The sequence below is a fragment of the Nonomuraea sp. B1E8 genome, assembly GCF_039871515.1.
Taxonomy (GTDB): Bacteria; Actinomycetota; Actinomycetes; order Streptosporangiales; family Streptosporangiaceae; genus Nonomuraea.
Map to the genome: position 1 here is coordinate 181164 of NZ_JBDPLS010000012.1, position 18643 is coordinate 199806.

At 68.9% G+C, this 18643-nt stretch carries 16 protein-coding genes; 3 read left to right on the forward strand and 13 right to left on the reverse strand.

Annotated features, from left to right (window positions below):
* Positions 1 to 474: 474 nt before the first annotated feature.
* Complete coding sequence (locus tag ABGA98_RS33835; protein WP_347622487.1) at positions 475 to 1212, reverse strand: hypothetical protein; 738 nt, start codon at positions 1210 to 1212, stop codon at positions 475 to 477.
* Positions 1213 to 1629: 417 nt separating this feature from the next.
* Here ABGA98_RS33835 and ABGA98_RS33840 point away from each other — a divergent pair, with 417 nt between their 5' ends.
* The 3 genes from ABGA98_RS33840 to ABGA98_RS33850 all read left to right on the forward strand — a co-directional run bounded on the left by ABGA98_RS33840 (position 1630) and on the right by ABGA98_RS33850 (position 2920).
* Positions 1630 to 2382 (forward strand): hypothetical protein, encoded by a 753-nt coding sequence (locus tag ABGA98_RS33840; RefSeq protein ID WP_347622488.1) that lies wholly within the window; start codon positions 1630 to 1632, stop codon positions 2380 to 2382.
* A gap of 140 nt (positions 2383 to 2522) precedes the next feature.
* Positions 2523 to 2645: a hypothetical protein gene (locus ABGA98_RS33845; protein WP_347622489.1), complete on the forward strand. Its 123-nt coding sequence runs from the start codon at positions 2523 to 2525 to the stop codon at positions 2643 to 2645.
* Positions 2642 to 2920: a hypothetical protein gene (locus ABGA98_RS33850; RefSeq protein WP_347622490.1), complete on the forward strand. Its 279-nt coding sequence runs from the start codon at positions 2642 to 2644 to the stop codon at positions 2918 to 2920. The genes ABGA98_RS33845 and ABGA98_RS33850 overlap by 4 nt, the downstream gene beginning before the upstream one ends.
* Before the next feature lie 72 nt (positions 2921 to 2992).
* Here ABGA98_RS33850 and ABGA98_RS33855 read toward each other — a convergent pair whose 3' ends face one another.
* The 12 genes from ABGA98_RS33855 to ABGA98_RS33910 form a co-directional block, all read right to left on the reverse strand.
* Entirely contained in the window at positions 2993 to 4303 is a 1311-nt protein-coding gene (locus ABGA98_RS33855; RefSeq protein WP_347622491.1) for a glycoside hydrolase family 28 protein, read from the reverse strand.
* A complete protein-coding gene (locus ABGA98_RS33860) occupies positions 4304 to 6331 on the reverse strand; it encodes a hypothetical protein (RefSeq protein ID WP_347622492.1) in 2028 nt (675 codons plus the stop codon). It lies immediately after the preceding gene.
* The gene (locus tag ABGA98_RS33865) at positions 6328 to 7329 is read right to left on the reverse strand and encodes a DUF5605 domain-containing protein (RefSeq protein WP_347622493.1); all 1002 of its coding nucleotides are present in this window, start codon (positions 7327 to 7329) and stop codon (positions 6328 to 6330) included. Before ABGA98_RS33865 ends, ABGA98_RS33860 begins: the two co-directional genes overlap by 4 nt.
* Positions 7326 to 8726 (reverse strand): DUF5060 domain-containing protein, encoded by a 1401-nt coding sequence (locus ABGA98_RS33870; RefSeq protein WP_347622494.1) that lies wholly within the window; start codon positions 8724 to 8726, stop codon positions 7326 to 7328. The genes ABGA98_RS33865 and ABGA98_RS33870 overlap by 4 nt, the downstream gene beginning before the upstream one ends.
* Entirely contained in the window at positions 8723 to 10171 is a 1449-nt protein-coding gene (locus ABGA98_RS33875; RefSeq protein WP_347622495.1) for an extracellular solute-binding protein, read from the reverse strand. Before ABGA98_RS33875 ends, ABGA98_RS33870 begins: the two co-directional genes overlap by 4 nt.
* Positions 10172 to 10186: 15 nt before the next feature.
* Positions 10187 to 11269 carry a sialidase family protein gene (locus tag ABGA98_RS33880; RefSeq protein ID WP_347622496.1) on the reverse strand — a complete coding sequence of 361 codons (1083 nt, stop codon included), beginning with the start codon at positions 11267 to 11269 and terminating at the stop codon, positions 10187 to 10189.
* 95 nt (positions 11270 to 11364) lie between these two features.
* Positions 11365 to 12408, reverse strand: coding sequence for a sialidase family protein (locus ABGA98_RS33885; RefSeq protein WP_347622497.1), 1044 nt, complete (start codon positions 12406 to 12408; stop codon positions 11365 to 11367).
* The gene (locus ABGA98_RS33890; RefSeq protein WP_347622498.1) at positions 12405 to 13454 is read right to left on the reverse strand and encodes an oligopeptide/dipeptide ABC transporter ATP-binding protein; all 1050 of its coding nucleotides are present in this window, start codon (positions 13452 to 13454) and stop codon (positions 12405 to 12407) included. Before ABGA98_RS33890 ends, ABGA98_RS33885 begins: the two co-directional genes overlap by 4 nt.
* Positions 13451 to 14458, reverse strand: a complete 1008-nt coding sequence (locus ABGA98_RS33895; protein ID WP_347622499.1) for an ABC transporter ATP-binding protein — start codon at positions 14456 to 14458, stop codon at positions 13451 to 13453. Before ABGA98_RS33895 ends, ABGA98_RS33890 begins: the two co-directional genes overlap by 4 nt.
* 6 nt (positions 14459 to 14464) lie before the next feature.
* Positions 14465 to 15643, reverse strand: coding sequence for an ABC transporter permease (locus ABGA98_RS33900; RefSeq protein WP_347622500.1), 1179 nt, complete (start codon positions 15641 to 15643; stop codon positions 14465 to 14467).
* A gap of 6 nt (positions 15644 to 15649) precedes the next feature.
* Positions 15650 to 16648 (reverse strand): ABC transporter permease, encoded by a 999-nt coding sequence (locus ABGA98_RS33905; protein ID WP_347622501.1) that lies wholly within the window; start codon positions 16646 to 16648, stop codon positions 15650 to 15652.
* Positions 16649 to 16657: 9 nt separating this feature from the next.
* Positions 16658 to 18643, reverse strand: coding sequence for an ABC transporter substrate-binding protein (locus ABGA98_RS33910; RefSeq protein WP_347622502.1), 1986 nt, complete (start codon positions 18641 to 18643; stop codon positions 16658 to 16660).

Genomic DNA, 18643 nt, shown 5'->3' on the forward strand with positions numbered 1-18643 from the left:
ACGAGTCTATTGACGTTCAACCATAGATCTGCTAAGGGATGCATTGAGCGCAATATGTATACACAGGACTGAACAGGCTGTTACTCTTGCCGGTGATGGGAGTCGCTCGGGCAAGGATGTCCGAGCTGGACTGAGACGAAAGGAGCGCGTGTTGGATCTGTACGGCAGTCACCTCGGTGAGGTGTCGTTCCATCGGGTGCGTGGCGGGAACCAGCAGGAGGAGGATACTGAGTCGTGTGTCCTGAACGCCCCGATCCCGGGAGCGGAGGACGCCTACGCGCTGCGTGACTCGAAGAACCCGGATGCCGCTGGGACGCCTCATGATGCATTGGCATACCTACCAGTGGGTCGGTACGGGAACTGACCGCGAGAACGAGGCCGAGCGCCGGCCGTCATCGCCGGCCTTCGCGTCGTCGATGGTGCCGCCGATGCGGACCGGCGACTGGCTGGCCAGGCCCGCCTCGCCTCAGCCGGCTAAGAACGGTTCGCGTAACTGCGGATGGTCAACCACTCTGCTTCCGCCGCCACGTAGCCCAGCGACTCGCAGAGGAAGTCGATCACCGCAGGCATGTGGGCGGCCCCGTACACGACGCCGACCATGGTCGTCCTGCGGCGCTGCCGCGCGATCTGGCCGCGGGGCGCCCTTGCGATGTCGGCGAGTGCCCGTACGAGGCGCTCGTCCCGCTGCCGCCGTCGTCTGGTTCCGCGGTCGTCGGCTGCCAGAGGATCCCGCGCGGTGTAGTGCTCGGTACTGATGTTGATCGGCTTCGAGGGAAACCGGTACCGCCCTCGAAGCAGGAATCCGACCGCGGCGACGGAGTTCGCCGAAGCAACGATCACCCGTGACCACAGCGGCTCTGTCCGCCACCGGGACCAGTAGCAGTGCTCCCTCAGCTCGGGTTGCCACGTTTCGCCGATGTCCGGCCAGACAACCGGTACATGGAACGACCTCGGATGGAGCACCTCCAACTGGTCAACCAGGTCTCCCACCCGCAGGCGCGCGAACAGCCGCTCCAGGGGAGAAGGCATGGCGGCCGACCCTTCCGCGACGACCAGATCGCATTCATTCAGCCGTGCGGCCACGTCCCAGTAGAAGGTCCGCTCGCCGACGTGCAGCATGGGAAACAGCACGAAGACCACGCGCGAGCCTGGTTTTCGAAGCGTGATCACGACCGATCGAACGCCTAAGTCGGTGGTCTCGATCAACTGCATGAGATTCGGTACGCCTCCCCATGGGAAGCTCCCATGAACGTTCCCCGTCCCAGTCCGCGTGAGTCTCCTCTGGACCAGTCATATCCCTGTCATAACGACCATCTTGGCAGCATCGCGTTGGGGACGACTCCACACCGGGAGATCGTTCGCACGGTGCACGACGGCGGATCCCCTGCCGCGCCCGGTGACGATCGGCCGTTGACCGCATGCATGTCCGCGTGACGGGATGGTACCTGGCGCTCGCCTTCGGGGGCGGTTGTCCCTTCTTGTGCATCAAATGTGTCATTGATTACCTCCAACAGCTCGGGTTGCACTTCGGAATGCCGGCATTCGTGATGGATCATGGTCATCCTCGAATGGCTATCCCGCCGTTCGTCGTCGGCGGCATTTGGCGCCGGCACAGCATCAGGAGGCAACATGACTTTGACCGCCGGCGGAATGGCTACGGCTGACCCGATCGCAACCACGAACGGCACGGTGACGTTCATCGACGATATGAAGGAAGCGGCCGCGCAGGCGAACAAAGATGTCGCCGCCTTCTCTCAATACCTCACAGGGCCGGCCAGTCCCGCGCCGAACGGGCAGGCAGCGGCTCCAGGGGGCGCCGCCGCGGTCGGTGCGGGCGCCGCCGTGGTCAGCGCGGCCTCCTCGGTCTCGTCCACCATCCTCCAGGCCGCTCTGCTCGGCGTGAACATCGCCAACATGGTGCTGTCGCAAAAGTCGACGGGGTCCCTGGAAATCACCATCACGAACAACTCGACCAAGCCGCTGACCCTCTACAACTACCGCCCGAGCCACGGAGACATCACCAACATTCCCAATCCTCTGTACACCGGGCAGACCGACGCGGTGGTGCTGACCAAGTCCAGCGCCTTCGACGACGACACAAGCGTGGAACTGCAGTTCTGCATCGGCGACGGGCAAGCCGTCAACGGGGTCAACTCACTGATCAACTTCGCCCTCACGTACGCGTACACCGATGAGGGCAATCCGGGGCGTTGGAGCTTGTCGGCCGCGGTGGACGGCAGCGACACCCACTCCTACCCGCAGGCGCTGCAGATGTTCGGGTTCACCTTCGTGGGCCACACGGGCTTCCCGGGCTTCAGCGTCTACACCTCGCCCATCGAAACCGGCAGCGGGTCGATCTCGATGGTGGTCTACGACCGTTAGCGTCACACAAGTGAAGGCGCCGTCGGCTACGGGCTCAGGCCCGAGGCCGACGGCGCACGCCGTTCCACGCCTGCAAAGGGCGTTCTGCGTGGCGGGCGGCCTTGCGGTTCCACGTTCGATGGGCGGACTACCATGACGGCATGACCGCTTCCCAGCGCCGCGCGCACATCGCCGGGCGCGTCCAGCATCTGGAATCGTGGGCGTTCACTGCGGGTGGCGAGATCGCGGACATCAAGGCTGCGATTGATCAGCTTCCACGGTGATCCCTCAAGAAATCCTGGAGTACACCGAGCCGGTGTTCGGGGAGATCATGGCCGGTCGCGCCACCCTCGCGACGCGGCAGGACCTGGAAGCCCTGGAACGTCGGCTTACGGGCCGACTGGACGGTCTTACGGGCCGGGTGGACGGTCTTACGGACCGCCTGGACGGTCTTACAGACCGCGTGGGCGCTCTTGAGGGTACGGTGGAACGTCGCCTGTCCGGTGTGGAGTCGCGTCTCGATCGGGTCCTGGCCGCCCTCGCCAAACCTGAAAGCTGAAGGGGTACACGAGCGCGGCCTTCGCTGCCTGGCGTTGCAGCCCTGGGTCATGCTGCTGTCATCGGGGAACGATCACCCAGGTCCCGCAGGGCCCACCTTGACGTCCGAGAGGGTCAGGCCGACGACGTCGCCGGCCACGTCCGCGCGCTGGACGTGGGCGAACGTGCTGTCCCTGATCGTGACGTCCCTCAGGGGCTGCTCGGGATAGCCCCGCAGCAGGTACGCTCTGCGCGTGCGGTCGCTGCGCAGCCCCGCCACGTTGATGTTGCGGATGGGGGGCGGGTCGTCGCCGTTGTGGCCGTCGCCGTGGTAGAGGTCGATGGAGACGGCCTCCTTGGTCAGCTCGCTGATCTCGACGTCCTTGACGAAGACGTTCTCGACGTAGCCGCCCCGCACGGAGTTCGTCTTGACGTAGAGGCCGAAGTAGAGCCCGGGGCCGCCCCAGCGGCAGCGGCGCACGAAGACGTTGCGGATGCCGCCGGTCGTGTCGGTGCCGATGGCGACCGAGCCGTACCGGTAGCGCATGTCGCAGTCCTCGATCAGCACGTCCTCGCACGGCACCCCCACCCGCCGGCCGTCGGGGCCGCGGCCGGCCTTGATGGCGATGCAGTCGTCGCCGACGTCGAAGACGCAGCCCGAGATCACCACGGAGCGGCAGCTCTCCGGGTCGCAGCCGTCGTTGTTGGGGCCGCGCGAATAGATCGACACGTTCCTGACCAGGACGTTCTCGCACCGTACGGGATGGATCTCCCACATGGGGGAGCGCACGATGCGCACACCCTCGACGAGCACGTTGCGGCACAGGTACGGCTGGATCATGTTCGGCCGCAGATGGTGCCCCGCGCCGAACACGCGCTCCTCGACCGGCACCCCATCCGCGGCCATCCGCTGCAACGCGGCCCAGTCGCCGGCCTCGTTCGGCATGCCCGGCTTCCAGCCGAAGGCGGGCGTGCCCACCCACCACCACCAGTGCTCGGGCCCGGCTCCGCCGTCGAGCGTCCCGGCGCCGGTGATGGCGATGTTCTCCTGGCCGTGGGCGTAGACGAAGGGGGAGTAGTTGTAGCACTCGATGGCGGAGAAGCGGGTGAAGACCGCCGGGAGGTAGTCGGCGGGGTCGGTGCTGAACAGGACCGTCGCGCCCTCCTCCACGTGCAGGTCCACGTTGCTGAGCAGGTGGATCGCGCCGGTGAGGTAGGTGCCTGGCGGCACCCGCACGTGCCCGCCGCCGCTCTCGTGGCAGGTCTCGATCGCGGCGCGGAACGCCCCGGTCCACGTGTCCCCGTCCCTGAAGTCGGTGACGTCGAACCACCGGTCGGGGAACTCCGGCGGCCGCACCCGCTCGCGCAGCTCGTCCGCGTACCGCCAGGCCTCTTCCTCGTTCATTCACACCTTCCTCGTGTGCAGCGCGTGGTGGAGGGGCAGGGCGATCACCCAGGACGGGTTCCACGTGTTCGCCTCGCCCTTGCGCTGCCAGTTGGTCTGGAAGAACCCCTCGCCCTGCTCGCCGGGCACGTCGAAGCCCCAGTCGCCGGGCTCCGTGCAGATGCCCTGGCCCATGGCGTGCAGGATCGTCTCGGCCCGTTCCGCGTAGTGGGTCCTGCCGGTCATCAGGCCGAACTCCATCAGCTCGGACGTCGGGAAGAAGACGTCGAGGTGGTGGTTCTGCACGCTGACCGAGGGCCAGCCGCACGCCCTGAAGCCGCGCCGCTCGAACGTGCTGCCCGCGTCGAACTCGGGCGACCACACGTAGACGAACGTCAGCAGCCAGTCGGCCGCCGTCTCCGCCCACTGGGCGTACGTCTCCCGCCCGGTGAGGCGGTAGAGCTCGAAGGCGGCCTGGAAGTAGTACATCCCGGCCTCCTTGTCCTCCCCGCCGGCGTCGAGGGTGGCGTGGGCGAAGGGCCGCTCGAACGTGGCCGCGTGCAGCCGGTGGTAGCGGCCCAGCAGTTCCTCCGCGCGCCGCAGCCACACCTTCTCTCCGCTCAGCCGGTACGCGCCCAGCAGGGCCTGCACGCACGACGCCCCGGCCGCGGTGACCATGGGGGAGAACGGGACGCCGCCGGGGGTCCAGCCGAGCGGCACGATGCCCTCGGGCAGCCGGGTCCGCCAGAAGAACGCGGCGGCGTCCTCCACCGCCTCCTCCCAGGCCGGCGGCGCCGTCAGGCCCGCCGCGCGGAACCGCAGCGCGAGCTCGGCCAGGTCGGCGACCGTCTCGCCGTGGGCGCGGCTGGAGACGAAGGCGGCGCCGTCCTTGCGGAACGACTCCCACCTGTCCTCGTCGAGCAGGTAGCGGCCGTGACGCAACCCGCGTACGGAGGCCGGGCTGCCCTCGACGTAGAAGGCGGCGGCGCGGCGGGCGCGCTCGACCCGCTCCGGCTCGTCGCGGCCGAGGCCGAGTTCGGCGTCGCAGCGGGCCAGTTTCATGCACTGGCCCGTCCAGCCGTACAGGTACGACCGGGGCTTGCCCGGGCGGGGTCTGTCGTAGGCGAGGTAGCCGTCGCCCGCCCAGCGCGCGTCCATGGCGTTCGTCTTGAGCCGCACGATCTCGTCGCGGGACAGCGGCCTGGCGCCCCGGTCCTGGTAGAGCCCCTTGTCGACGAGCACCGTGTGGACGAGTTTCGTGAAGCCGAGGCCGCGCGGCTCGACCGGGCCCCAGTCGAGGGTGTGGCGGGTGGTGATGGTCTCGCCGGGTGCCAGGTCGCGGTAGCCGACGGGCCGGTCCGCCACCTCCGCCTTGCTGACGTAGCAGACGTCCGGCTTGCCGTCGAAGGCGATCACGCCGGTCATGGCCGCGACGGTGAGGCCTGGTGACCGGACGACGCCGAGCGAGCCGTACGCGACCGTGCCGTCGCTCAGCCTGGTCGCCGTGGGATGGGCGAACAGGCTGACGTAGCGGCCGTCCCAGGCGGCGTTGACGGCGGGGATGGGCAGGCGGTGCTCCTCGCCCACGAACCCCTCGCGGGGGACCCTCTTGCGCGGGTCGGACGAGGGGTTGCCGTTGTAGAGCACGCCGGGCATGGTGACGTGCGCGTCCGCGGTGGGGAGGGGCAGCAGGAGGCCGGCCGCCACGTCGGCGACCTCCTGCTCGGCGTCGTTGCGCCAGGTGGTGGTGAGGGTGAGCAGGCCGCCGGGGGCGAAGGCCAGCTCAAGCCGGGCGCTCAGCGGCCCGAGCCCGGCCGTGACCACGACGGTCCCGCCCGCCGAACGTACGCGGACGGAGCCGCCGAAGGCGGGCTCGATGCGCCACGGGCGGCCCGTGGAGGCGGTGAGCATGCCGCTCAGCGGGGCCCGCAGGTGCGGCCCGTCCTCGTCGCGGCGGCGCAGCACCAGCTCGGGCCCGCCCGCGCCGGCCACCACCTCGACGACCTTCCCGCCCGGCTCCTCGACGGCCATGAGGACGCCCGCCGTCATGGGCGCCGCCGGATCCTGACGGCCTGGCCGACCGTCCCGGGCAGCGGCACCGCGATCGTCCCGCCGTCCAGCACTCCGAGCGGCGTGACGGTCATCTCCCACGTGTCGATCACTTCGACCTCGTACCGCCCCTCCGGCACCTCGTACGTCCTGTCGGGGAAGCGGTGCTCCCCGCAGTACTCCAGGTAGAACTCCCCGGGCACCTCCAGCATCGGCGCGTCCCGATCCCGGTAGCGCGCCTCGTCCGGGGTCCCGGCGATGACCTGGCGCAGCAGCGCGAGCCTGGGCACGGCGGCGCCGGCGAGCGTGCCGCCGTCCTGCGACCAGGTCAGCCCGTCGTCGTCCGCGTACGACTCGCCGTGCGTCAGGTAACGCCGCCGCACCGACCCGTCCCAGGCCATGGTGACGACCTTCTCGGGCGGCAGGCTCAGCGACGGGTCCTCGCCGTCGCCCTCGTACCCGCACGCGTCCATCAGCACCGGCTTGTGGTGGTCGCGCGTCGGCACCCACGCGTCGCGCGGGCTGGGCGCGCGGACACTGCCGTGCGTGAACGTGCGCCGCCACAACAGCGGCGAGTCCGCGGGGACGGTGATCGAGCGCGGGTGGTGGCCGGGGTCCTCCTCGGCCACCAGGTCGGCCAGCCGCACCCAGTCGTGCTCGGTGAACGCGGGGAACGGCGACGGGTCGGCGGCCAGCGACCACCACACGTTCGGGTGCGCGGCCAGGCGGGGCACCACGTCCCGCACGTAGCGGCAGGCGGTCTCGACGTCGGACACGCCCTCGCCGGGATGCATGAGCACCAGCTCGGCGGTCACGCCGATCCCGGCCAGCTCCGCCACCCGCTCCTCCAGCGCGTCGAGCGAGCAGCGGGTGGCGAACGCCGCCATCCGCACCCGGTCGAACGGCGACGACTCCAGCGAGGCGAGGGTCCGCGTCCGCCGCTTCTCGTCGTGCAGGTGCCAGCCGAGCGCGGTGGTCGCCATCGGCCCGATGCTCATCGGTCTCCCACTCTCGTCATCCGCAGCGCCAGGTACGGCCTGCGCGGCAGGCCGACCCGCACCTGTTCGCGGTGCACCCCGTCGATCGGGGTGATGGTCATGTTCCAGGTGTCGATCAGCTCGACCTCGTAGGCTTCGCCCACCGGCAGGTCCACCGTGACCCGGGCCGGTTGCCGCCGCCCCAGGTAGCGCAGGAGGGTGCCGTCACGGCGCTCCTCCATGATCGTGCGCAGGAAGGCGATCCTGGCCGGGCTCTCGCCGTACAGGCCGCCGCCGTTGCCGATCCACGCGCGTTCCTGGAAGCCGGACAGCGACTCGCCGTGGCCCACGTAGCCGCCGCGCGTCATGCCCTCCCAGAACCGGTCCATCAGCTCCTGGGCGGTGACGTTGCCCCAGCGTTTGCCGATGTTCCCCTCGTAGGAGATCTCGTCGATCACGACGGGCTTGGGGCAGGCCGCCAGCCAGGCGTCCGTCAGGGTGGCGTCCCAGTGCTGGATGCTCTGGTGCGTGATCCACGGCTTGGAGTTGTCGTACAGCGACGCGACCTCGAACATGCGCGTCCCGTTGTGGATGGAGCGCAGGTGCTCGTACGGGTCGTGGCGCACGATCGTGCGGAGGATGTCGTCCCAGTCGGCCACGGTCTTGGACCGGTTGAAGTCGTACTCGTTGGCGGCCGACCACCACACGTTGCGGTAGGCGGCCAGGCGGGCGATGACGTAGCGCACGAAGGCGTGGTCGACCTCGCGGCCCATGTCCTGGAAGCCGCGCACCCCGCCGTCGTACGGGTGGAAGAGGATCACGTCCGCCTCCACGCCGAGGTCGCGCAGCTCGCGGACCCCGGCCTCCAGGTGGCGGAAGAACACCGGGTTGAACCGGGTCAGGTCCAGCCCGTCCGGGTCCTTCCCGGCGAACGGCACCTCCGGCGGCGCCATCGGCCCCGTCGGCAGCACGCACATGCGCAGCTTGTTGAACGGCGACGCTCTGAGGGTCCGCAGCGTCTGGCGTTCCCGCTCCTCGTCCATGTCGTGCGTCCAGTGGTACGCGGTCGTGCCGAACGGCAGGTACGGCGTGCCGTCCGCGTACTCGAAGCCGGTGCCGGCGGCCCGCACGGGGCCGCGGTTGCCCGGGCCGGGCGGCCCCACCTCGAAGCCGCCCGAGCACCCGTCCAGCGCTTCCACGTTGCTGGCAGTCGTGAACCGCCACGGACCCACCGCGTCCGGCATGAACCGGACGCGGTAGACGCCGTCCCCGTCGTAGAAGCCCTCGGCCTCGACGACGCGGTTGCGGTACTGGTACCGGGCCGACAGGCGAACGTCCGCGAAGGGGTTGCCGCCGGTCGGTCCGGCCAGTTCGATCTCGTGGACGCCCCAGCGTTCCACGGTGGTGGAGAACGTCACCAGTCCTTGCCCGCTTCCGACTGCGCCTTGATGTAGTTGGGGATGTCCTGCTGCTGGGACAGGCTCAGCGCCTGCTCGGGCGTCCCGCCGTCGCGCAGGATGTGCTGGCGGTAGACCGACCACAGCGGCAGGTCCCAGTACTCGGTGTTCTGGTAGTTCGAGATCGCGGCGTTCTCACCCCAGTAGACGGCCGAGGTGTCGATCTCGGCCAGTTCGGGGATGGCCTTGCCGAAGCTCTGCACGACCTTGTCGGTCTGCAGGACCGCCTTGACGCCGTGGCTGGAGAGTTCGGTCTGGCCCTCCTCGGAGACCAGCCACTTCACGATCTGCAGCGCCTGTTCCTTCTTGGGCGAGGACGGCGGGATGAACGCGGCCCGCGTGTTCGGCTGGTAGGTCGTCCTGTCGCCGCTCTTGAGCACCGGGATCGCGCTGACGCCGATGTCGACGCTCTTGGCGTGCTCCGCGAAGGCGGCTTCGTCGCCGTCCTCGATGAACAGCTCGCTGCCGGCGTACATGTTCAGCCGCGACAGCGTGTCGACCGCCATCGCCAGGTGGCCCGGCTGGCTCATGTCGCCCTTGAGGAAGTCGGTGACGGTGGTGAAGTCGTTGCGCGGGATCTCCAGGAAGCGGTACAGGTTGTCGACGTACGTCTTCCAGGCTTCACTGCTGATGTCGACCTTGACGTCTTCGGGCGCGGGCTCCTCGCTCGTCGTCGGCAGGAACGGGTAGAGACCGGCCTGGTTGAAGTCCAGGTACTGGTCAGGGTGCTGCATGTAGCCCTTGTAGTGATGCAGGCCTTCGTCGGCGGTCAGCTGCTTGGCCTTCTTGTACGCCTCGTCGTACGTCATGCCGGGCTCGGGGTACTTCACCTTGAACTTGTCGAAGATCTTCTTGTTGTAGAGCAGCACGTGCTCGTCGATGAACAGCGGCACGCCGTAGATCCCGCCGTCGGAGCGCGACCTGGTCAGCTCCACCGCGGACTTGTTCAGCGTGTTCAGGTCGATGCCGGCCTTCTGGAGGTCGGGGGTGAGGTCGCCGACCCAGCCCATCGGTTCGAGGTCGCGGTCGATGCGGTTCTTCGGGTCCTCGATGACGATGTCCGGGGTGACCCCGGCGGCCTTCAGGTCCTCGTACCGCACGGGGTAGTCCCACGTCGCGTACTTGATTTTGACGTCGGGGAACGTCTCGCGCAGCTTGTTGCCGACGATCTCGTCGAAGACCCTGGTGGCGGCTCCCTGCTCGTTCTCGACGGTCGACTCGAACGGCTTGTAGTTGGCGGCGAAGATGAACAGCTCGTCGTCGCAGACGCTGAACGGCAGGTCGTACCTGTTGGGCACGTCCTTGCAGGCGGCCGACGGCTGGGGTGAGGCGTTCGCGGCGGCGGGGACGGCGGTGGTCACGGCGAGGGCGAACGCGAGCAGCGCGAAGCCGCGGGACTTCTTCATGGTGGTCTCCCTGAACTATTTCGCGGGCGAGTAGCTGCACTGGCGCACCACGTTGCGCCGGACGCCGTTCTTGAACTCGGTGATCGTGTGCTCGGGCCAGTTGGACAGCAGGCCCACCGCGTCGCGGAGGTACGGCTCGTTGAAGACCACGTGCCGGATGTTGTTGCGGTTGTAGGAATAGACCATGTGGATGAAGCCGTCGCTGCTCTGGGTCAGCACGGGATAGGTGAACTGCGGCCCCGACTGCGCCTCCACGTCGACGGAGTTCTCCCACGTGCGGCCCTTGTCGGGCGACAACGACAGCCTCATGGGGGAGCGGTGCTCGACCCACGGGTTGTAGGCCAGCACGAGCTTGCCGTTGTCGAGCTTGAGCGCGGCGACGCGCGAGTTCGGGTTGCCGATGGGCTCGGCCACGGGCGTGCTCCACGTGCGCGCGAAGTCGGTCGAGTCGCTCGTGTAGATGGCGCCGTCACCCGTGCGCATGTAGGCGCGCAACCGTCCCGGCTCGACCTCCACGACGGTCGGCTGGATCGACCCCTCGGGCGTGCGGATCCAGCGGCCGTGCTCCTCCGGGTACGCCTTCCACGACGACATGTCCTCGCTGAAGACGTAGAAGCCGGAGCTGGAGCCGCCCTCGTCGTAGATGGGCAGCAGCACCTCGCCGTTGGACATGCGGATCGGGTTGGTGCCCACCATCCATCCCCACTCCTTGCGGATGGTGGTGGGATCGCTCCAGGTCTTCCCGCTGTCGTCCGAGGTGATCAGCCGGATCGGGGCCTGTTCCCAGCCGTGGCCCTCGATCGTCACGAAGAACAGGTAGAGCCGCTTGCCGTCCGACCACAACACGGGGTTGCCGTCGGCCTTGTCCGCCTCGTCGAACACCACCGCGGGCGCGGACCAGGCCTGCTCGCCCACCGCCAGCCGCGACATGTAGAGCGCCTGGTTCGGCGCCCCTTCCGTGGTGCCGCCGTAGTAGACGGTCAGCATGTCGCCGTTCGGCGCCTGCGCCAGCCCGGCCGCGTGCACCTTGGGGACGTCCGGGTCGGGTGCGGCGACATCCTGGCGGCAGGCGTAGGAGCCGGTCGGCTCCACCCGCACGTCGCCGTCTCTGTCACCGGCGCTGCTCGAGAGGGAAGAAGGGACCGCCACTGCCACCGCCAGAGCCCCGTATAACATGCTCTGCCGAAGTTTCATCACAGGCCAATCTCTAGATGTTTGATGGTTTTCCGGAGATAGGAGAAGGCGACGTCCACGCGCCCGTCACCGCCGTCGATGACGCTCGGATAGGAGTAGCCGAGCTCGTTCTGCCAGTACTCGCGGTCGGAGTCCTGCAGGACCCGCCGGTACGGCCAGCTCTCGCCGCCGTCGTCCGACACCGCGAGCACCAAGGGGGTGCGCAGCGCCTTCTTGCGCTGCTTGCCGTTCTTGACCACCCACCTGTACTGCTCGCGCTCCAGGCTCGCGTCGTTGTAGACGAGCGCCAGCCGTCCGTCCCCGAGCTTCGTGAGCTGGACGGAGGAGTCGTTGTTCGGCAGGCCGGTCCGTTCCGGCACCGACCATGCCCGGCCGTCGGCCGAGGTGGAGGCGTAGATCCGCCCCGCCCGCCGGTCGCGGTACATCGCCAGCAGCCGGCCGTCGGGCCGCTCGGCGATGGTCATCTGCACGAGGTCGCCGCTGCCGGGGACCGCGTGCTCGGCCCACGTGCGCCCGCCGTCGTCGCTGACCTGGACCACGCTGCGGTCGCCGGCCTTGCCGCAGTGGTAGGCGGGCAGCAGCCACGTCCCGCCGGCCAGGACGACCGGCGGGTGCCGGACGAAGATGCCCGGCTCGGCGAAGAGCACGTCCGGCTCGCTCCAGGTGCGGCCCGCGTCGGCCGACGTCCTGACCACGACGTGCGCGGTCGTCTGGTCGTACGGTTCGCTGGAGGTGTGCAGCAGCCGGACCAGCCCGTCGCCGCCGTCGAACAACACCGGGTTCTGCTCGCTGCGCAGCGGGTCCGTGGCGACCGGCCGGGGGGTCTCCCAGCGCTCGCCGGCCAGCCGGGAGACGACCACGTTGGTGCCGGGAGCGCCCTCCTCGGGGCCGCTGAACCAGGTGCACAGCAGCTCGCCGTCCCGGGTGCGCAGCAGGTTGGCGGCGTGGTTGTCCGGGCCGTGCGGCGCGGGCAGCAGCGCCTCCCGAACGCCCGGCAGCGCGCCGGACGGGCGGATGACGCCGTCGAAACGGGGGTCGGTCATGCGGTCACCACCGGATCCTCGCGCACGTCCGGGTCGGGGACGCCGCGCAACTCGAGTTCCTCTGCGAAATGGCAGGCGACGCGGCGCCCTCCGACCTCGCGCAGCGGCGGCTGGTCCGTGCGGCACACGTCCTTGGCGTACACGCAGCGCGGGTTGAAGGGGCAGCCGGGCGGCACGTGCGCCGGGTCGGCGATGTCGCCGAGCAGCTTGATGCGCTCGCGGCGCTTCCTGGCCGCCGGGTCGGGGTCGGGCACCGCCGACAGCAGCGCCTCGGTGTAGGGGTGCAGGGGGCGCCCGTAGAGCTCGCCGGTCGGGCCCTGCTCGACGACCTTGCCGAGGTACATCACCGCGACGACGTCGGCGACGTGCTCGATGATGCCGAGGTCGTGGCTGACGAACAGGAAGCCGATGCCCGCCTCCTCCTGCAGGTCGGTCAGCAGGTTGAGGATCTGCGCGCGGACCGACACGTCGAGCGCGCTCACCGCCTCGTCGGCGACGACCAGCCGGGGCGACAGGGCCAGCGCCCGCGCGATCCCGACCCGCTGGCGCTCGCCGCCGCTGAAGGCGTGCGGGTACCGGTTGGCGTACTCCGGGCGCAGGCCGACGCGGTCGAGGAGCTCGCCGACGCGGGCGTGGATCTCCTCCTTGGTGCCGTACCGGTGCGCCCGCATCGGCTCGCCGATGATCTCGCGCAGCGTCTTGCGGGGGTTGAGCGACGAGTGCGGGTCCTGGAAGATCATCCGCACCTGCCCCCTGTACGGCTTGAGCTCCTTCTCCTTCAGCCCTGCCACGTCGACCACCGAGCCGTCCGGCCGCCGGTAGAGCATGCGCCCGCCGGTGGGGTCGTGCGCCCGCACGATGCACCGGCCCAGCGTGGTCTTGCCGCAGCCGGACTCCCCGACCAGCCCGATCGTGGTGCCCTCCTCGATGGTCAGGTCCACCGCGTCCACGGCCTTGACCGCGCCGACCTGCCGGCCGAGCAGGCCGCTGCGGATGGGGAAGTGCTTGGTCAGCCCTTCGATCTTGAGCAGGGGTTCCGTGCTCATGGACGCGCCTCCTGCTCGTCGTCGTAGAGGAGGCAGGAGACCTCGCGGTCGCCCACCGGGATGCGGTTCGGGGTCACGGTGTCGCACCGGCCTGCCATGGCGCTGTCGCAGCGCGGGTGGAACGTGCAGCCGCCCGGCCGCGCGAACGGCGGCGGCACCATGCCCTTGATCGCCGCCAGCCGGGTCCGCGAGGCGCGCCCGAGCCGGGGCATCGAGCGCAGCAGCGCCTGCGCGTACGGATGTCTGGGAGCGGAGAGCACCTGCTCGGCGGCGCCGTACTCGACCACCCGGCCCAGGTACATGACCGCCATCCGGTCGGCCACCTGCGCGGCCACGCCGAGGTCGTGCGTGATCAGCATGATCGCCATGCCGAACTCCGCCTGCAGGTCCCGGAGCAGTTCCAGGATCTGCGCCTGGGTGGTCACGTCCAGCGCGGTCGTCGGCTCGTCGGCGATGAGCAGGCTCGGGCGGCACGACAGCGCCATCGCGATCATCGCCCGCTGCCGCATGCCGCCGCTCAGCTCGAACGGGTAGGCGTCGACCCGGCTCTGCGGCTTGGGGATGCCGACGCGGTCGAGCATGTCGATGGCCCGCTCGCGCGCCTCGGCCTTGCCGACGTCGTCGTGCAGCCGGACCGCCTCGACGATCTGGCTGCCGATGGTGTGCACCAGGCTCAGCGAGGCCATCGGCTCCTGGAACACCATCGCGATGTCCTGCCAGCGGACCTGCCGCAGCAGCCGCCTGTCCGCCCCGACCAGCTCGACGGGTCCGTCGTCGCGGTGCAGCGTGATCCGCCCGCCCTCGATCTGTCCCGGCGGGTCCACCAGGCGCAGGATCGAGCGGGCCATGACGCTCTTGCCGCAGCCGGACTCGCCGACGATGGCCAGCGTCTCGCCCTTGTGAACGCGCAGGTCCACGCCGTCGACCGCGCACACCACGCCGTCGTCGAGCAGGAAGTGGGTGCGCAGGTCCTCGATCTCAAGCAGCACGTCGTCCGCGGGCACGCCTGCTCACCTTCCCGTCGCCGTGTTGATGGTCGCGCTCGCACGTCGCCCGGCGCGGCGCCAGAAGGGCTTCCTTCTCCGGGCTCCGCTCGCCGAGCCGTACGGGTCGGCCGCGTCTCTCAAGCCGTCTCCGAAGAAGTTCATGGCGACCACGACGATCACCACCGCGACGCCCGGCGCCAGCAGCCACGGCGCGTTCGCGACGACGCGCACGTTCTGCGCGCCCTCCAGCAGCACGCCCCAGCTCACGGCCGGCGCCTGCAGGCCCAGGCCGAGGAAGCTCAGGCTGGTCTCGCCGAGGATCATGGCCGGGATGGCCAGCGACAGCGAGGCGATGATGTGGCTGGCGAACGACGGGATCATGTGCCGGAAGATGATCGACAGCCGGCCGACGCCGTCCAGCCGGGCGGCGGTGACGAAGTCCTCCTCGCGCAGCGACAGGAACCGCCCGCGCACGTCCCTGGCCAGCCCGGTCCACCCGATCAGCGACAGCAGCACCGTGATGGCGAAATATCGGGTCAGCGGCCCCCAGTCCGTGGGGAGCGCGGCCGACAGCGCCATCCACAGGGGCAACGTCGGGATCGCCATGAGGAACTCGATGACCCGCTGCACGACGTTGTCGACGCCGCCCCCGAAATATCCGGAAATGCCGCCTATGAGCATGCCGAGTAAGAAGCTGGCGGCGACCCCGACCAGCCCGATCGACAACGACACCCGGGCGCCGTGGATGAGTCTGGACAGCAGGTCCCTGCCGTTCCCGTCGGAGCCCAGCAGGAAGACCGGCTCGCCCTTGGTGACCGGGCCGATCAGGTGGATGTCGGACGGGATCAGTCCGAGCAGCCTGTACTCGTCGCCGTGCACGAACAGCCCCACCCTGACCACCTTGGCGGGGTCCTCGGTGTAGGTCTGCGCGAACGTCGTCGCGTCGCGTTCGGTCGTGTACCCGTAGACGTGCAGGCCGTGCTCACCCGAGTACCGCACCATCTGCGGCGGCGCGTACGTCATCGACGTGTTCGCCGTCGAGCTGGACATCGGCGCGAAGAACTCCGCGAAGATCGCCACGAAGTACACCGGGATCAGGATCGCCGCGCCGGCCATCGCGAGCCGGTGCCGGCGGAACTGCCGCCACATCAGCCGCCACTGCGGCAGCGTCCCTACTTCCTTCGTCGGTCGCCTGAGGAACATGTGGCGCTACTCTCTCTTGTACCGTTTGCGGATTCGCGGGTCCCACCAGGCCAGCGCCAGGTCGCTCACCACGGTGCCGACCACGGTCAGCGTGCTGAGGATCATGATGAAGCTGCCGACCAGGTACATGTCCTGGCTCATGACCCCGCTGAGCAGCAGCGGGCCCCCTGTTGGCAGGCTCATGACGACCGACACGATGGTCTCCCCGCCGATGAGCCCCGGGAGCAGCCAGCCCACCGTGCTGAAGAACGGGCTGAGCGACATCCGCACCGGGTACTTCAGCAGCAGCTTCCACTCCGGCAGCCCTTTGGCCCTGGCCGTGTGCACGTAGGGCCGGTAGAGCTCGTCGAGCAGGTTCGCCCTGGTCACCCGGATCATGCCGGCCGTGCCGGACACCCCGATGACCAGGATCGGCACCCAAAGGTGTCCCATCAGGTCCAGGACCTTGCCCAGGTTCCAGGCCGCGTCCTGGAACTCCGGCGAGAACAGGCCGCCCACGCTCGCCCCGAAGTAGCGGAACCCGATGTACATGAGGACCAGCGCCAGCATGAACTCGGGGACCGCCATCCCGATGAAGCCGAGGAAGGAGAACCCGTAGTCACCCCAGGAGTACTGCTTGACCGCGCTGTAGATCCCGATGGGGAACGCGATCGCCCAGACCATGAGCAGCGAGCTGATCGACAGGATCGCCGAGAGCGCGACCCGCTCGCCGATGAGCGTGGCGACCGGCTGGTTCCAGGCAAACGATTGACCGAAGTCGCCGTGCAACACGATCGCGGAGATCCAGCGCCAGTACTGCAAGAAGATCGGATCGTCCAGGCCGTAGCGCAGCCTGAGGTTCTCGATCTCCGCCGGAGTGAGGCCCTCGCCGCCCGCCTGCGCGTTCGCGATCAGCGTCGAGACATAGTCGCCCGGCGGCAGGTTGATGATGACGAAGGTGGCGATCGAGATCGCCCACAACGTCACCACCACGTACAGCAGGCGGCGGCCGAAATAGCCCAGCATTCCGGCGCCTCAGAAGGAGTACTGCTCGGGCTGGGTCGGCCCGGGGTTCACGGGACAGACGGACATGGAGTCGGGCACGTTCTTGACCTCGTTGGAGACGATGCCGTACTCGTCGGGGTGCGAGCTGACGCCGATCGCGTAGAACTGGTCCTTGGCGATCCGCACGACCTCCTTGGCGTGCTCCAGCGCCTTGGTGAAGTCCGGCTCCGTGCGCATCGCGGTGAACGCGTCGAGCTGCTCGCGCACCACTGCCGGCGGCTCGTCGCCGTTCTTGCCCTTGCTGCCGTACCACAGGGCCCAGCGGATGGCGTAGCGGGCGCTGCCGGAGTTGCTCGGCACGTAGTAGTGGTCGCCGCCGGTGCCGGTGATCACGTCGAAGTCGCTGCACGTGAACGTGGAGGCCTGCGGGTTGTTGCCCATCGTGCGCTCGGTGAACAGCGTGTCCGAGACCGGATCGACGCGCAGGCTGACCCCGACCGCCTCCCAGTGCTTCTTGACGAACTCCAGCGCCTGGACGTGGTGCGGGAACTCCGCGCTGGTCATGACGGTGACGATCAGCGGCTTGCCGTCGGGGCCCAGCCGCCTGCCGGCGGAGTCCTTCTCGGTCAGCCCGGCCTTGTCCAGGTACTCGCCCGCCTTGGCGACGTCGTACTCCGTGTACTGCTTGGCGAACTCCGCGTCGTAGAGGGCGTTGTTCTTGGACGGAGCGGCCTGCCACGGCTCGCCCTGGCCCGCGTACACGCCGTCGATGATCTCCTTGCGGTTGATCGCGTACGACAGCCCGATCCGGAAGTCCTTCTTCTGGAACAACTCGCGCAGGTCGTCGTCGCCGATCGTCTGGTTGAACTGGATGATCATCGTGTTGCTCAGCCGGCTCGGCACGTTGAACAGCCGGTACTTGCCCTTCCCGGCGTTCTGCGCGACCACCGGCTTGTTCTCCGGCGTGTTGAAGTTGCGCAGCTGCATGTGGATCTCGCCGTTCATGATCTTCAGCAGCTCCACCTCGACGTCGCCGAGGAGGTCCGACCTGAACCGGTCGATGTAGGGAAGCTGGCGCCCCTGGTCGTCGACCTTCCAGTAGTACGGGTTCCGCTCGGCCACCACCGCCGTGCCGTCGCCGATCGCGGTGCTGATCTTCCACGGGTGCAGCGTCGGGATGTCGGAGTTGTGCGCCCAGTCGTTCTTCTGCATGAACAGCTGCGTCCAGTCCTCGAACTGCTGTTCCTTGGCGAGCTTGTCGGCGTCCGGGTTGTACTTCTTGTGGAACTGCTTGAGGTAGTGCTTGGGCAGCAGGAACCCGGCCGCCCCGCCACGCTCGAACGTGGAGACCGCGATCTGGAAGAGCAGGCCCGCCTTCGGCTCCTTGTAGACGTAGCGGACCGTCCGCTCGTCCACCTTCTCCACCTTGACCAGCTCGTCCGTGGTGCCGTTCTCCAGGTAGAGGTCGTAGACGCCGGTCGTGTGCAGGTCCTTGTAGACGGCCACGTCCTCGAAGGCGAACAGCAGGTCGTCGGCGGTGCAGGGCTGCCCGTCGGACCACTTCAGGCCGTCGCGCAGCCGGAAGACGTATTCCCGGCCGTCGTTCTTGACCTCGAACTCGGCCACGTTGGGGATGATGTCGTCCGGGCCCTTCTGGCCGTTGGTGCCGGGCTTGAGCCGGACGGCGGGCTCGTAGGCGAGGGTGTACATCAGCCAGTCCCAGTCGTCCTCGCCCACCATGGCCGAGTTCCACGTGCCGCCGTACGAGCCGGGCTCCTTCAGCGGCTTGACCACCAGGGGGTTCTTCGGCAGGCGCTCGGCGAGCGGCGGCAGCTTGCCGTTCCTGACCAGCTCGGCCAGCGCGGGAGCCTCCTTGGCCGACAGGTCGGCCGCCTTCGCGACCTTGCCGCCCGTGTCGGGGCTGGTGTCGAAGAAGCCGCATCCACTGGCCGAGGCCAGCAGCAGGAAGCCGCCGCCGGCGAGCAGACCCCTCCTCGTCAACGGTTGTGGTGTCAT